Origin of the sequence: Thalassotalea piscium, from assembly GCF_030295935.1 — a bacterium.
Lineage (GTDB): Bacteria > Pseudomonadota > Gammaproteobacteria > Enterobacterales > Alteromonadaceae > Thalassotalea_B > Thalassotalea_B piscium.
In genome coordinates, this window is the sequence record NZ_AP027362.1 from 616,995 (window position 1) to 633,188 (window position 16,194).

Annotated in this window: 12 protein-coding genes and 1 other RNA gene; 7 read left to right on the forward strand and 6 right to left on the reverse strand. The window is 39.3% G+C overall.

All coding sequences use genetic code 11. The features are described from left to right. Positions 1-202 precede the first annotated feature (202 nt). Genes QUD79_RS02660 through QUD79_RS02675 form a run of 4 tightly spaced genes read right to left on the reverse strand, consistent with a single transcriptional unit; the run spans position 203 to position 3,617 of the window. Positions 203-778 carry a BON domain-containing protein gene (locus QUD79_RS02660; protein ID WP_184424523.1) on the reverse strand — a complete coding sequence of 192 codons (576 nt, stop codon included), beginning with the start codon at positions 776-778 and terminating at the stop codon, positions 203-205. 1 nt (position 779) lies between these two features. Next, a complete protein-coding gene (locus tag QUD79_RS02665; RefSeq protein ID WP_184424524.1) occupies positions 780-1,370 on the reverse strand; it encodes a phosphoheptose isomerase in 591 nt (196 codons plus the stop codon). An 11-nt stretch (positions 1,371-1,381) separates the two neighbouring features. Continuing rightward, entirely contained in the window at positions 1,382-1,795 is a 414-nt protein-coding gene (locus QUD79_RS02670; protein ID WP_184424525.1) for a YraN family protein, read from the reverse strand. Beyond that, positions 1,758-3,617: a penicillin-binding protein activator gene (locus QUD79_RS02675; RefSeq protein ID WP_184424526.1), complete on the reverse strand. Its 1,860-nt coding sequence runs from the start codon at positions 3,615-3,617 to the stop codon at positions 1,758-1,760. The genes QUD79_RS02670 and QUD79_RS02675 overlap by 38 nt, the downstream gene beginning before the upstream one ends. A 91-nt stretch (positions 3,618-3,708) precedes the next feature. Between QUD79_RS02675 and rsmI the strand changes: the two genes are divergently transcribed. Further along, positions 3,709-4,560 carry a 16S rRNA (cytidine(1402)-2'-O)-methyltransferase gene (gene rsmI, locus QUD79_RS02680; protein WP_184424527.1) on the forward strand — a complete coding sequence of 284 codons (852 nt, stop codon included), beginning with the start codon at positions 3,709-3,711 and terminating at the stop codon, positions 4,558-4,560. Positions 4,561-4,564: 4 nt separating this feature from the next. Here rsmI and QUD79_RS02685 read toward each other — a convergent pair whose 3' ends face one another. Next, the gene (locus QUD79_RS02685) at positions 4,565-5,218 is read right to left on the reverse strand and encodes a glutathione S-transferase family protein (RefSeq protein WP_184424528.1); all 654 of its coding nucleotides are present in this window, start codon (positions 5,216-5,218) and stop codon (positions 4,565-4,567) included. A 105-nt stretch (positions 5,219-5,323) separates the two neighbouring features. Here QUD79_RS02685 and rnpB point away from each other — a divergent pair. The 4 genes from rnpB to tnpC all read left to right on the forward strand — a co-directional run bounded on the left by rnpB (position 5,324) and on the right by tnpC (position 8,097). Beyond that, an RNA gene (gene rnpB / locus QUD79_RS02690) (RNase P RNA component class A) lies at positions 5,324-5,722 on the forward strand. A gap of 157 nt (positions 5,723-5,879) precedes the next feature. Then, positions 5,880-6,182 carry an IS66 family insertion sequence element accessory protein TnpA gene (gene tnpA / locus QUD79_RS02695; RefSeq protein ID WP_184423956.1) on the forward strand — a complete coding sequence of 101 codons (303 nt, stop codon included), beginning with the start codon at positions 5,880-5,882 and terminating at the stop codon, positions 6,180-6,182. Beyond that, positions 6,179-6,529, forward strand: coding sequence for an IS66 family insertion sequence element accessory protein TnpB (gene tnpB / locus QUD79_RS02700; protein ID WP_286287996.1), 351 nt, complete (start codon positions 6,179-6,181; stop codon positions 6,527-6,529). The genes tnpA and tnpB overlap by 4 nt, the downstream gene beginning before the upstream one ends. Before the next feature lie 86 nt (positions 6,530-6,615). Further along, positions 6,616-8,097, forward strand: a complete 1,482-nt coding sequence (gene tnpC / locus QUD79_RS02705; RefSeq protein WP_184426944.1) for an IS66 family transposase — start codon at positions 6,616-6,618, stop codon at positions 8,095-8,097. Between the two features lie 350 nt (positions 8,098-8,447). Here tnpC and QUD79_RS02710 read toward each other — a convergent pair whose 3' ends face one another. Further along, the gene (locus tag QUD79_RS02710; protein WP_184424394.1) at positions 8,448-8,849 is read right to left on the reverse strand and encodes a hypothetical protein; all 402 of its coding nucleotides are present in this window, start codon (positions 8,847-8,849) and stop codon (positions 8,448-8,450) included. 789 nt (positions 8,850-9,638) lie between these two features. On the opposite strand from QUD79_RS02710, the gene QUD79_RS02715 reads away from it, so the two are divergent. Beyond that, the gene (locus QUD79_RS02715; protein ID WP_184424393.1) at positions 9,639-10,502 is read left to right on the forward strand and encodes a PA4780 family RIO1-like protein kinase; all 864 of its coding nucleotides are present in this window, start codon (positions 9,639-9,641) and stop codon (positions 10,500-10,502) included. 605 nt (positions 10,503-11,107) lie between these two features. Continuing rightward, positions 11,108-15,949, forward strand: coding sequence for a LamG-like jellyroll fold domain-containing protein (locus tag QUD79_RS02720; RefSeq protein WP_246454952.1), 4,842 nt, complete (start codon positions 11,108-11,110; stop codon positions 15,947-15,949). Positions 15,950-16,194: the final 245 nt, after the last annotated feature.

The window sequence follows — 16,194 nt, forward strand, 5'->3', positions numbered from 1 at the left end:
CTTATACCAATCTCACTAACTATGTGATCATTTTTACTGGTTAAAATAATCAAACTCCTGCGTTATTTATTTCATAATTATCGCTATAAGGATGCAGCTTATATGGGCAATGCAGGAGTAATTAATTGATCAGTTAAATCAAAAAATCCACCAGTAGGTGGATTTTTTATTCTAACAAATTGAGGGGTTAGCGTTCCCGAGTTTAATTGCTAAGGTATTCAAACATCTTAAACACACGATTAACGCCACCTACATGCCTTGCAATTTCAACTGCTTTATCGCCATCTTCTTTTTTAACCACTCCCATCAAAAACACTTCACCATTTTCGGTAATTACTTTTACGTTTGCAGCATCGAGTGAGTTGCTTTTAAAAATAGCTGTTTTTACTTTAGAAGTTAACCATACATCATTGGTGCGAGTGGTAATTGAAGTTAAATTACTTATTCGTATTTGATTATGTATTTGTTTAACACTATCTATTTTTTCGATAGTTTTAACGGCTAAATCTTTTAAGTAAGCATTAGGCGCTTGCCCGACGATAAGTACACTGCCATTAACACTGATAACTTGTAGGTTGGTGTTTTTAGACATACCTTCAATTTTTCTAAGTGCACTATGGGCTTCTAGTTCAAGCTGTTGGTCATTGAGTTGCGTGCCTACCGTCCTATTATCGCTGACAATGGCGGCCCCGCCAACAACACCTACAACCGCAGCTGTCATACAGCCTTGTAATAGTAGTAATGTGCCTAACGTAAATATACCTTTAGATAGTCTCATATTAACTTTCTTCTTGTGGGAAAAGGGTAGTATCGATAATGTCGCATAAACAATGTATCGCAACTAAGTGAACTTCTTGAATACGCGCAGTGCGACCTGAAGGAACGCGAATTTCTACATCATTCTCGCCAAGTAAGCCGGCAATATCCCCACCATCTTTTCCTGTTAAGGCAATTATTGGCATATCGCGAGCTACTGCAGCCTCTATAGCTTTTATTACATTGCTAGAGTTACCGCTTGTTGAGATGGCAAGTAAAACATCGCCTTGGTTACCAAGGGCACGTACTTGTTTAGAGAAAACTTCATCCCAGTGATAATCATTAGCAATTGAGGTAATGGTTGAGCTATCAGTTGTTAAGGCTATTGCTGGTAAGCTAGGACGCTCGGTTTCATATCGATTAAGCAATTCAGCGGAAAAGTGTTGGGCGTCGGCTGCTGAACCGCCATTACCACAAGCAAGTATTTTATGACCATTAAGTAAACTTTGAACCATGATCATTCCAGCTTGCTCTAGCGGCGCAGCTAAAACTTCACTGGCCGCGATTTTGGTTTGGATACTTTCTGTAAAGTTACTTTTAATTCGATCTAACATAGGTGTCATTCTCAGTTAAAGGCATTTTTAAGCCAGTTAATTTGTGGTTGTGTAATTGTGTCAGTATTGCCCTCAATAGCAACCACATCGAAACGATAATCGGTATTATATTCATTTAATCCATGCTGTTGCAGGTATATTGCAGCGGTTTTCATAATTTTTTGTTGTTTTGGGCGTGATACTGCAGAAATTGCGCCACCAAATATTTTATTTTTCCTATATTTTACTTCTATAAAAGTGAGCACCTCACAGTCTTTCATTACCAAATCAATTTCACCCCACCGGCTGTGGTAGTTTTGTTCAAGAAAAGTTAATCCTTGAGATTGTAAGTATTCTCTAGCATGTTGCTCAGCTAATTGCCCTAGGGAGTTTGACTTTTGGCTACTTTTACTCGCGGTCCATCGCAATTTCTTCTGCCTTATCATGTTGATATTTCCCCCAAAGTAAACTTCGGCTGAGAATATTATTTTCGGTTAGTTGTAGAACCCCAGTTTGCCCATAATGGCGAACGTATGATGATTGCTGCATGGCATCAATTTTTGTAATTAGGCTTAAACTATCATAGCCCATAGCAAATATACGTTTTAAACCATCACCGCGATTAGGCCAAAGTTTTTCGATAAGCGAGTGTAACGAAGAATTTTGTTGCTTGCTGGTTATAAGCCAAGGCATTTCAGTAAAAGTTAAGCCGTTCAAATCTCTTGAATCACTCGCATCTGATTGGGAACTATGGCTGCGTGAACTTGCATATATAGGGATCCGTTTGGCAAATGGGCTAATATTTACATCAATATAAGGTTTTAATAATCGAGTCTCTGCAACAGAGCCAACAACATAAATCATATCAATATCACGACGGTTCCTAGCTTCAGCATCTATTTTTTGCTTAATACGTGACTTTATCCTATTTATACGATACTGGCTCAGATCAACCTCTAAGCTCGATTTTAAGGTGTCTTGCATTTTATTATTATTATCAAAATAAATAATATCAGGTGTTGAGTTGGCAATTTTTTGCCAAGTAGATAAAAAAGTTTGAGCGATGCGCTGACTAACATTGTCTTTATGACTTAATACCAATGGATGTTTAAAGTCTTTGTTGCTTAGCGTTGTTGCCGCTTGTATAGCTTCATCTTCCGGACGCATTGAAAAAGCCACTTGATGCGCTTTCAGTACGGGATTACTGGGTATATTTAATAATAATGTAGGAATGAATAGTTCTTCTAATGTCAAATAAGCATCAACATTTTCTCTTAACAATGGACCGATAACATAGTCAATGTTGAGTTCATGTAGCTGCGCTGATAAAAGAGACATATCAAGCTTCTGGGCATCAATAAAATGTAATGTTTTGTTATTGTCATTATCAAATGCTGCTAGCACACCTTGCTGAGCTGCTTGCCCAGCGAGCTCTTGTTTACCGGATAAAGGTAGAATTATTGCAATATTTTCTATAGTTCTGCTTAAGTTTTTTGGTAATAAAGTTTGTAGTTGTTCGATTATTTCATTCGCTGGGTGTGTAGGATAACTTCGTTGCCATTGCGTTAAATAACGCTGAAAAGTCTCATGGTTATAGCCAAAGTTGAAAGCGAAATTTAGCAGTTGCTGCCAACCCTTAAAGTAGGGTGGATTACGCAATGCTAATTGTTCTACTTGCCAACTTGAAAGTTTAGACAAACGTTGCCAAAGGGTACTGATATCGTCGACTGTAACATTACTATTAGCAGCAAATGCACGTAAATGGGCATCTACACTACCAATAACCTCATTACGCTGCCTAAGTAGTGATTCTTTAACTTCATAGTAGCGAAATGTGGGTTCAAGCGAATGTTTTAGCTGTAGCTTCTCAATAGAGGTCAATACATTTATTGCTGTTTCAGTCTGCATTAACGCAGTTAACCCTTGAACCTTAACTAAGAGCAGTTGCACTTTATCAGCGGGGTTTTCATTAACGGCTGCTAGCTGGTGCGCTAACCAAATTGCTTGGTGGTATTGCTGTTCTAATAGCAACTGCTCGCTTGCAAGTAACAACTCATGGCTAGCTTGCTCAGCAGGTAGTTGTTTGGCTCTTTCAATTAATTGTTCGGCACTAGCACCAGATAGTTGTGTTTGCTGCTCAGTTAACTCATTTTGTGTAGTTAGTGGCTTTTTTTGGGAGTGCTTTGATGAGCAACTGACGAGAAAGAAAGTTATAAAAAGTAGAGCTAGTAGGCTAGGAGAACTAAATTGTTTATTTAAAAGGCTCAATGTTAAATCCTGCGCGTTGCAATAGTGGTATATAAGCAGTAGTGGTATATAATAAACGTCATTTCTTTGAGTCTCAATATAAGTAATTCATATGGCTAATACATTTGTCGAACCAAGCACATTATACATAGTGGCAACCCCAATCGGCAATCTTGCTGATATTAGCCAACGAGCATTAACTATATTAGCGCATGTTGACCTAATTGCTTGTGAAGATACAAGGCATACTCAGCGATTATTATCTGCTCATTCGATCAAAAATAAAACCTTATCTTTACATGACCATAATGAAAGCTATCGTCAAACGCAAATAGCTGAAATGTTACTTGAAGGTAAAAGTATTGCGTTAGTGTCGGATGCCGGCACTCCATTAATTAGCGACCCTGGATATCACATTGTTAGTCACTTAAAAAATAATAACCTTAACGTTGTACCCATTCCTGGGGCTTGTGCTGCGATAACGGCATTATCTGCCTCTGGGTTAGCAACCGACAAGTTTACTTTTGAGGGTTTTCTACCTTCCAAACAAGGCGCAAGACAAAAAGTGTTAGCTGAATTAAACAACGAACCTCGCACTATGGTGTTTTATGATGCACCACGTCGAGCAATAGATACCGTAAAAGATATTGTTACAGTGTTAGGCCCTGATCGAAAAATAGTGATTGCCAGAGAGTTAACAAAAACCTTTGAAACTATTCATAGTGATACCGCAGGCGATTTTTTAACGTGGCTTGAACAAGATCCTAATCAGTTAAAAGGCGAGATGGTACTTATTATTGAAGGTTATAAAGCTGATCCCAATGAGATCTCACCTAAAGCGATAGATACGTTAACCTTATTGCTGTCACATATGAAACCTAAAGTCGCTTGTGCTATTACCGCTGATATTTACGGTATTAAAAAAAATGCACTTTACGAAATAGCGCTAAATTTAAAAGGTTAATTTATCAGACAGTTAAAGGCTCAATTTTATAGTTAGCGACTTCTTCACCTGCGTTTACACAACGTTGAAAAGCAGGACGATCTTTTAGCCTTTTTAAATATGCTAATGTTTGAGGTTGGTACGCACTAGCTAACCCAAGCAGTTCCCCTAAGTAAAGCGCATAGCCAACTGCGATATCTGCAATAGTAAATCGATTATCGACTAAGTAGGCTTGTTGGAGTAACTGCTGATTAGCGCTTTTTAGGCGTGAAAGAAACCAAATTTTATAATCTTGAACAACTTGTGGGTTTTGCCGTTCTGCTGGCTCAAATTGAGAATACCTTAATAATAATGTTTGTGGAAATGTTAGGGTTGCATCGCTTTGAAATAACCAATTTAAATAATGACCATACTCTTTATGGCTACTAGCAACAGCTATAGCATGCTGTGAATAATGCGTTGCTAAATAGAGTAAAATCGCACTCGATTCGGTTAATTGAGTATCACCGACTTGCATAAATGGTACTGTACCAAGCGGGTTAATTGCTAAATAGTCTTTTGCTAATACTCTTGGTGGAAAGGGCAAATAGTGTAGTTTGTAATCTAGCTGCATTTCTTCTAGTGCCCATAAAGCTCTTAAAGAGCGGGTATTGTGGCAGTGCCAAAGTTCAATTGTCATCTTAATCGCTAATATCCGCTGAAATATAATGCCAATATATCTCAATTAACCACTTGGTTGATATTTATCTTTAGATCTTAATCGAATTTTAGGGTATTATCGCCGCGAGTTGACTAGACAATCGCTGCTTTATCGTTGTATTTAATGTTTCGACATCAGGTATACGGGTAGAGGGGAGGAAAGTCCGGGCTCCATTGAGCAGGGTGCCAGGTAACGCCTGGGAGGCGAAAGCCTACGACAAGTGCAGCAGAGAGAAGACCGCCGATGACCGCTTGCGGAACAGGTAAGGCTGAAAGGGTGTGGTAAGAGCGCACCGGACCACTGGTAACAGTTGGTTGCAGGGTAAACTCCACCCGGAGCAAGACCAAATAGGGTTTCAATACTTTAAATAGTATACGCGTGGCTCGCGTGGAAACCGGGTAGGTTGCTTGAGCCTTAAAGCGATTTAAGGCCTAGACGAATGATTGTCCACGACAGAACCCGGCTTATCGGTCAGCGCACACATCCTAAAAAAACCTCGCATTGATGCGAGGTTTTTTTTAGTTGTAAAATACTAATACTAATACTAATCTCAAGAGCTGTAAGCGTCGGTTAAACCACACCTTATCAATAATCGCCAAACTAAATCAACTCCTCAATAATTTACTATTGAGGATATATCATGACCCGAAGAACGTTAGATGATTGGACGAAACTTATTGAACAACAAGCCCAAAGTGGCTTATCTATTCTTGCTTTTTGTAGGCAACACCTGATACCTACGTCAAATTTTTATAAATACCGACATAAAATTGAACACCTCAATCAAACATCGGGTTTTGTAAAAGCTAAGGTAGCAACAAAGGTAACAACTCAACCTGCCGATGCAACAATACACATAGTCTTTGGCGACACAAGGTTAACGCTACCTCATCATTGCGAACCAACATGGTTAGCTGAACTTATTAAAGCGTTACACGCATGAAGATGTTTGTTGATGTGCCTGATGTCTATTTACACCGCCAGTTTGTCGACTTTCGCAAATCCATTAATGGTTTATCGGCTTTGCTCGATAGTGAGCTGCAATTACCCGTGCTCTCTGGGGCTTTGTTTGTGTTTTGTAATAAAGGTCGCGATAAATTAAAAATTTTGTATTGGGATCAGACGGGTTTTGCGCTGTGGTATAAACGCCTTGAGCGAGATAAATTTAAGTGGCCAACAAGGTTAACTGAATCGACCATGGAGCTCACCGAGCAGCAATTACATTGGCTGTTATCTGGCTTTGATGTGGTGGGCCATCAAGCGATGAGCCTCGATAATTTGTCCTTATAACCTGCGATCATAAGCAGCAGTTATCGATCACGAAATAGTCTAGGTAATAACAACAACTTAACCATTTACTCTGGTAAAATAACTGCATGAATACCAAGACTAAACTTCACCAACGTATTGCTCAGTTAGAGCGGTTATTAGCAGAAAAAGACGCACGTTTACTGTTCCTTGAAGAGCAGTTTCGCCTAGCGCAGCAAAAACAATTCGGTAAAAGTGGTGAAGGCTTTGCAGGTCAAGGGGAATTGTTCAACGAGGCGGAAGAAATCGCTGTGCTTGCTGAAACTGAGCAACAAGACATCAGCTATCGCCGTAATAAACCAAAGCGTAAACCCTTACCGAAAGACTTACCACGGGAAGTGGTGGTGCATGATATTAGCGACGCTGAGAAAGTGTGCGTTTGTTGTCATGCTCAATTACATAAAATCGGTGAAGACATCACTGAAAAACTAGACTTCATCCCGGCACAAGTCAAAGTTATTGAACATGTTCGCCCTAAATACGCGTGTCGTGAATGCGAAAAAACAGGCACTAGCAACCCGATTAAACAAGCGTTGATGCCAGTAAGTCCTATCCCTAAAGGCATTGCTACTGCAAGTTTACTGAGTCAACTCATTACCAGTAAATATCAATATGGTTTGCCTCTTTATCGCCAAGAATCATTATTCAAACAATACGGTATCGCGCTCAGTCGCCAAACAATGAGTGATTGGATGCTCAAATCAGCAGCGTTATTTCCCCCGCTCATCAAACGGCTTAAGGAAGAATTACGAAAACAAGCAGTGATACATGCCGATGAGACTACGGTCAATGTCATCAAGTCTGACAAAATAAAAAGTTACATGTGGTTGTATTGCACGGGCACGGATTCCCCCATGCCCACTAGTTCAATCCCAAATATTATCTTATACGATTATCATGATAGCCGTGCAGGTCGCTGCGTGGTTGATTATCTCGACGGCTATTCGGGCTACCTTCAAGTTGATGGTTATCAAGCCTATCATCAAACCCAAGCAACCTTAGTGGGTTGTTGGGCACATGCGCGGCGTAAATTCATTGAAGCCAAACAAGCACAACCCAAAGGAAAAAGTGGTAAAGCTGATGTGGCGCTAAGTTATATTCAAAAATTGTACGGTATTGAATCGCGTTTTAAAAATACAACTCCAGAAGAGACTTACGAGGCTCGCCAAACTCAAGCCAAACCGATACTAGATAAATTACACGGTTGGTTTACTCAACAAAATGTGTTGCCCAAAAACAAATTAGGTGAAGCTATCACGTATCTGAGTAATCAGTGGCCAAAATTGGTGGGTTACCTCGAAGACGGTCGCTTGAGCATCGACAATAATCGTGCAGAGCGGGCAATAAAGTCCTTCGTTATCGGACGTAAAAATTGGTTGTTTAGCCAAACCGCTAACGGTGCCGATGCGAGTGCTGCACTGTATAGTATTATCGAAACCGCTAAAGCTAATGGCTTAGTTCCATTTGATTATGTCAAGCAATGTCTTGAAGAGTTATGTAAACCACACCCTGATATTGACGCAATATTGCCGTGGAACATCAAGCGTTAGTCAGTAGAAAATGATAATGCAGAAATAAAAACGAAAGGTAAAACAGAGGTAATCATCCGTGATCAACACTCCCTGTTTACTTCATCCCTCATAGCAATCCTCGCTACATCACCTCATCCGTAAAGCTTCCCTAAACAAGCATCCAGCTTGCTGTTGTTACCAACTTTTTAAGTCTAGAATAAGGATGAAATATTGCAAATAATGCTGAATAAAAAATTTAGGTGTGGTTTAACCGACGCTTACGTTATGAAAATAAATGGATTGTATTTAATTGTTATAACTGTCTATGAAATAGATCACTTAATTAATGAAATTGCTATGATGATGTACCATTTGCACTAATTAGTTTTTTATTTAGATGGTCTGGGTGACGTCCAAATAAGTAAGAGTAAGCCAGATATAATAAAAAGAGCAAAACCAGAAAGTAACCAAGAATTAATGTACCAGTGCTCACCCCATACAAACTTCCCGAACATAATTTTTTTCCACCCTTCAAAGTGCTGATAAGCAGCAACGAAAAAGCCAAAGAATGCGATAATGCTAGCAAAGTATAAATTTATCCAGTTGCGCGTGTTAGGCAGTAAAAGTGATATGCCTAGCATACCAATTATTGTTCTTTGTGCTCGGCAGTAGGGACAAACATACACTAAATCGGTTAACTCTAATGTCCATGTGATAATAGAAATAGTGATAGCAATTAACCCTATTGTTTTTTTATTATTCCATAGCCAATTTAATAATACTTTATCCATGCTAATTTCCTCTTATTGGGATTCCTATCTCATAGACTGTGTGAAAAATTTTACTGTGTTTACTTGGAACACTTAATTTATAAAGTTGGAATTTTGGTGTTTTTTGCAATGAGTATGAGTTCTATTTGTATTGTTATAATACAACTATGCTTGTAGTTTTAGGAAATACTTTTTTTACTAGGGGGTGTTGATCTTTGCTGTACATTTTTGCAGCGATTTATTTGGTGTTTATACAAGGCTGAACTTATGTAATGGGGTTGTTCCCCTAAATAAGTGAAAACGCCGTAGACAAAAACAAAGAGGCGCTGTCCTACGGATACGTTTAAACATGACTTATTTTTCATTCTAGCTCTAGCTCATTTATGTAGAATGACTACACTTTACTCGCTACGTCTCAATTAAATTATGTTTAATTCGTACAAAACTTGTACTTTAAAGTTCAGCACGCCCTAGTGTGTTACTTGTTGGTATTAAATTGCGGATTTTAAATTTATTTGTGATTTTTATGGTTGGCTCAATTGAGCGGGTGCTGTGTTGTTTTTATTGTGACACTGTCTCGTTACTGGGTCGATATTATAATTTTTAAATGCTTCATTTTGAGACTAGGTAGATTGTTTAGATATTATAGAAAGTAAAACCGTTTCTGATCGTTTATACTGGCTTGGTTTTAGAGTAAGTAAATCCATAAACTCATTGTTAACCCTTAGAGTTTTTTTAAGCGAGAGGCTAGGAAGTAAAATTGGTTGTAAAGTTAAATAATTGTTTTTTTAAATTACAGTTGAACACGCAATGAAGGTACCTAAGCGTATTCAACCTTTAGTTGATGACGGGCTTGTTGATGAAGTGCTTTCTCAGTTAATGAGCGGGAAAGAAGCCACTGTATATACGGTTCGAACGGGTGACACCATTCGTTGCGCCAAAGTATATAAAGAAGCGAATAAACGCAGCTTTAAAAAAGCGGCACAGTATCAAGAAGGTCGTAAAAGTAGAAATAGTCGCCGTGCTCGTGCTATGGAGAAAGGCTCTAAATTTGGGCGCTCTCAACAAGAGGATGCTTGGCAAAATGCAGAGGTTGACGCACTGTATAAGCTTGCTGTTGCAGGGGTAAGAGTGCCTGAACCATTTGGTTGTTTTGATGGTGTGCTATTGATGGAATTGATCACCGATGAAAACGGTGATGTCTCTCCTCGCTTGAATGATATTTCTATGTCAGCTGAGCAAGCAATTGAAGATCACGACGTTATGATGGTTTATATCATGCGCATGCTTTGCGCTGGTATTGTCCATGGCGACTTGTCTGAGTTTAATGTGCTGGTGGATGAATATGGCCCTGTCATTATAGATTTACCGCAAGCTGTTGATGCTTCAGCAAACAATAATGCTAAAGCTATGTTAGTGCGCGATGTTATGAATATGACAACTTATTACAGCCAGTATGCGCCAGAGCTTTTAAACACCCGTTATGCCGATGAAATGTGGGCATTATATGAAAAAGGTGAATTAACCCCTGAAACACAATTAACAGGTAAGTTTAAAGAAAACACTAATGCTGCTGATGTTGATAATGTTATAGAAGAAATTAAAGCGGCCTTTGAAGAGGAACAAGCGCGTATAGAAAGAATGCAATGGGCAGATTCTGATCAGTCTGAATAATACCAATTCCACTCACTAGTAATTGTTGATACTGGCTAAAAGTATCAACTACTGCATTACCTAGCAGTGTTGATCTAAACATTTTTTTAATCAGTACAATAAACTTTTCTTGTTCATATTTTCCTCCATATTTAGAAAACTAAACTAATCTATACTTAGGGCGTGTTGATCTTTTGAGTACAAATTTTGTACGAATTAAACATAATTTAATTGAGACGTAGCGAGTAAAGTGTAGTCATTCTACATAAATGAGCTAGAGCTAGAATGAAAAATAAGTCATGTTTAAACGTATCCGTAGGACAGCGCCTCTTTGGTTTTTCTACGGCGTTTTCACTTATTTAGGGGAACAACCCCACTACATAAGTTCAGCCTTGTATAAACACCAAATAAATCGCTGAAAAAATGTACAGCAAAGATCAACACGCCCTAGTAATATTAAAGTACTACTGTTAATAATTTTAACTTAATCTCAATATATAGTTAGCCTAGAGCGCTACAGTAGCTAGCATTTCAGTAATACTCTGTTGTTAAGCTGTCTATTTGGAGTATATTTTTATAATTTTAGGATCTATCATGAAGTATATTATGTTAAGTCTAGTGGTTTTATGAGAAAGCTTTTAACATTGAAAATTTTTGTTACTTTTCTGGCGCTTCTATTTTCTGGTGTTGTGCTATCAGCGCCTAACTCTTGCTCAGGTACGCTCGATGCTGTCGGTATAAAAATCGATAACATTGGCAGTAATACTCAAATAAATAACACCACAGAAGCACTCAATATTCACGCCGCTTGGTTGGCTGCAGGCTCACCTGCGACAGGATTCATTGATGGTGTAACATATAATGTTGCAGCAAGTGGTAATAGCACCGTCGACCGCATTGACTTTGGTGGTGCTGCGCACGATTTTTCAGGCACTTTACCTTATCCAGGCGTTAACAATGGCGTAACTGGCTCTGACTTTTTAGTGCATACGTCAGGTACCATAACACTAGCTGCAGGGGATTATACCATTTTTGTTGAAAGTGATGATGGCTTTAGCTTTGTCATGGATACAGTTTCAGGGGATGCTGTAGCCTTTAATAAGTTTGGTGGTTCAACTGCTGGTAGCAGTAATGAGTTAAGATTTGAAACTCCTACAGGGAACTCTAATACAGGGGGCTCTTTTACTTTAACTCAGGATTCTGTTTTTGATATTTCCGCAATTTTCTTTGAGCGTGGTGGCGGCGACTATTTAGAAATTTCTATTGCAAATGATATACGCACAAATTACGCGCCAGCAGGTTATGAAATATTACGCGACGGTGCAATTAGTGACAAAGTAAAGTTTGGAAACTGTTCAAGCCCCTTACCTTTATTGGAGTATCGCTTCGAAGAGTTAGTATGGAATGGTAACGCCGATGAAATTATTGATGAAACCGGCAATGGCTATCATGCACAAGTCAATCGAAATTCAATCCCTGCACTTTCTTCCCCTGCGTTAAGTGGTAACCCTGGTTCTTGTGGCTATGCTAGCCAAACAAGTGGTTCAATAGCAGCTACAGGCTTACCTTTAGACACTTCAACTAATGGCGTTAAAACGACAGTGACATTTTGGATGAACTGGGATGGTACCGACAATGTTATGCCGGTTGGGTGGTACCTGCATGATATATGGATATTTGATGGGTTTATGGGATTTAACACCGGAGCTGGAGATATTTATGGTATTTCTAGTGCTGGGTTAGCTAACGGCTGGCACCATGTTGCTGTTGAATTTACCAATGGGAGTGTTACCAGTAATAAAATGTATATTGATGGCGTTGAGCAAGTACTTGCTCAGCGCCGTGGTTCACCTAACAATACTAATGCTTATGTGAATAGTGAGTTACGCATTGGGGGATGGTCAAGAGATGGTCGTTATGGATTTCACGGACAAATTGACGAGGTCCGTGTATATCAAGCTGCGCTAACGACTGCTCAAGTAAATACTATTATGGCAGAGAGGCACCCATGCCCATCGCCACCAGTAGCTGAATATCGATTTGACGAGTTGTTTTGGGATTTGAATACAAGCGTAGTGTTTGATAGCTCAGGAAATCTACACCACGGTGTGTCAGTTGGTATGAGTACTTCTTCTAGTGGTAAAATATGTTCTGCAGGCGACTTTACAGCTACTGGAACTAGCGACTACTTAAGTCTTGCAAGTACGGCTGCAGACGGGCTAAACGACTTTTCTATATCTGTGTGGGCCAAAACTAATGGCATTAACACAGCAACCATATTGTCTGGTGCAAATGTTGGACAATATAATGAAATGATCATGTTCTTTTCAGGAAACAATAACTTTAGTCCACATGTTAAGGGCTCAAAAGTTGACTTAAATAATGGTGCTATTGCAGATAACGACTGGCATCATTTAGTTTGGACGCGTGAGGGGGCGCTTCAATGTTACTATGTTGATGGTGCACTTGTTCAATGTGGAAATACTAGCAGCAGTGGTGCATTATCAATCGCGCCTGGAGCTTTAATTGTTGGGCAGGAACAAGATACTTTAGGTGGTGGTTTCGATGCAAGTCAGGCCTGGGATGGCCTCCTTGACGAGCTTATTATATTTAACTCTGCGCTTCCTAGCTCTCAAATTACCACTATTTATAATCACCAAAATGCGGGTAACAATTATGATGGTAGTAGCCGCATCTGCCCTGTACCACCCACTCCACTGTTAGAGTTTCGTTTTGAAGAATCTAATTGGGACGGTACCGCAGGAGAAGTTATTGATGAAACTGGCAATGGCTACCATGGGCAAGTCAATAATAATTCTACCCCAATAAATACCTCACCAGCGTTAACAGGTAACCCTGGTACATGCAGTTATGCTAGTCAAACCAATGGCTCAATTGAAGTTACGGGCTTACCTTTAGACACCTCAACTGCGGGTGTTAAAACTACAGTCACATTTTGGATGAACTGGGATGGTACCGACAATGTTATGCCATTGGGTTGGAACTTTCACGATATTTGGATAAGAAACGGTAGTATCGGTTTCAATACCTTTAATACAGACATTTATGGCACTACAAGTGCTGGCCTTGCTAATGGCTGGCACCATATTGCTGTTGAATTTACCAATGGTAGCGTTACTGATAATCGAATGTATATTGATGGTGTTGAGCAAGTATTAACTCAACGTTTTGGTACGCCTAATAATGCACGAGCCTTTGTTAATTCACAGATGAGAGTAGGCGGTGTTGCTAACTCTTCTGGGTATAATTTTTATGGCTTGCTCGACGAGGTTAGGGTCTACCAAGGCGCATTAAATACAACACAGATTATGGATATAATGGCTGAACGTCATCCATGTAATGTACCTATTATTCATCATTATGAAATTAGCCATGATGGCCAAGGACTCACATGTGAATCAGAAACACTAACAGTTAAAGCATGTACAGATAGCAGTTGCTCAAACTTAAGCACTGAAGTTGTTAGTCTTGAATTGCTTGCTGACGGTGCGTTGATTAGTGCGCCAACCTTTATTGGTAGCACAGCAATTAGCTTTAATCATACCAATGTTGAAACCCTGACACTTTCTATTGCTAATGCAACGATAGCAGCTTCAGACCCTGTAGTGTGCGACGACGGTAGTGGTACAAGTTGTGATATCGTGTTTAGTGATGCAGGGTTTAAATTTCTTTATGGTGCTGGAAATAGCAGCGTAATACCCAATCAAACATCAGGCGCGGTATTTAATGATACGTTAAAAATTCAAGCAGTTGAAAATACTAACGGTGTTTGCACAGGCTTATTTACTGGTAATCAAGCGATTGATTTATCACAGGAAAATGTGAATCCTGGCGGTGCTGGTGGCCTAAGTTTTAGTGTTAATGGTAATACTATTGCTAAATATCCAAGTAGTACCAGTACTACCTTAAATTTTGGCGCTGATAGTATTGCCACTATCCCAGCACCTGTCTATCACGATGCAGGACGCATTCGTTTACATGCGGCTTATGATGTTGCGGGCGTGTCACTAGTCGGTAGTAGTAACAATTCTTTTTGGGTAAGCCCTGCTGAGCTGATTGTTACGGCAAAATCAGGTACTGTGGCATTAAATGGATCAACGGCAACGGCAACGCCAACCCACAAAGCGGGTGACGATTTTATCTTAACCGTGTCGGCATATAATGCCGCTAACCCTTCAGTAATAACCCCAAATTATTCACCAGGACAAATACAATTTAAACTCGAACGAACAGGTCCCACACTAGCGAGTAGTGTTAACGGCGAGTTGAGTTATGCAGCAGGACCAACCTTAGCGACAAGTACTACGCCTATTTTTACCGATGTAACCTTAAGTAACTTTAGCGCAGGTGTATCAACTTATGGCGCTGCACAGTATTCAGAAGTTGGATTAGTTAATCTTGAGGTGCAAGACAGAAACTATGGTAATGAGGGGATAGTTATTCCCTCTACAGCAATTAATATTGGTCGCTTTATTCCTGATCACTTTGAATCAACAGTTGTTGAAAATGGCTCGTTTTTAGCAACATGTAATACAGGAACAACCTTTGCCTATAGCGGACAAACAGATGAAGCTACGCAGAGCATTGGAGCCATTTCTTACCTTGCTAATCCTGTATTTGAAATTACAGCTTACAACAAACAAGGGGTTATTACGCAAAACTACTTTGAAGATAGTCAGGGGAGCGCTAATGATTATATGAAGCTTAGTAGCACAGATATAAACATTACAGAGCCTACTTTTGATGAATTTGCAATTGGGGTTGATACAAATAAATTGCCTGTAACTGCAAATATAACGACAGGAACTTTAAGCCAAAACGATTTAACGGTATTACCTAATGTGGTAGCACTTCCAAAAGGTGTATTGCATTACCAATTATCTGACAGCGACAACTTTTTCTATAATCGTTCAGCAAATGCCAAAGTGGCACCATTTACTTCAAATTTGAAAATCTCAACAGCAGCTTTTGCTGATCCTGAAGGCGTAAGTTCTATCGATATTGTTGATGCATCGCCAACTGGCGTTGAAATTCGCTTTGGACGGTTACTACTGGAAAACAGCTATGGCCCTGAAACGTCAACCATTCCACAACCTATGCAAATAGAGCATTTTGATGGGGCAAACTTTATTGTTACCGACAATAATAACTGTGTTAACTATGATGCAAGTAAAGTTTTACTGAGTAATATTAGTTTAAATCCAACGCTTACTAGTGCGTTAGGGGGGACAGGCAGTTTTGTTAATGGTAAAACTAAAAAAATAGAATTAGACGCAACAGGTGCGGGTAACCAAGGGCAAATTGGCGTTGAGTACGACACTTTTGATTGGCTCAAGTACGACTGGAATAACAGTGGTTTGCATAACCAAAACCCTAGTGCAGTTGCAACGTTTGGATTATTCAGAGGTAACGACCGAGTGATTTACTGGCGTGAAGTGAGTAATTAATAATTGAGTGCAGCGTTATTTCTACTTTTAATCAGGGTAGTGTATTCATTACATTAAGTGCCAATGTACTTAGCTAATTGCTAACGTAATTATGAACTGCCAGACTCATAATGTATTAGGTAGTTTTTTAGATCAACCTTACTATCTAGTTGCTCATTTATACAGGCTAAAAAATTAACAAGGGAGTTTTTATATAATGTTCATAACGATTAGTTATGATCATTAATGCTTTGTTTTGGCTATTT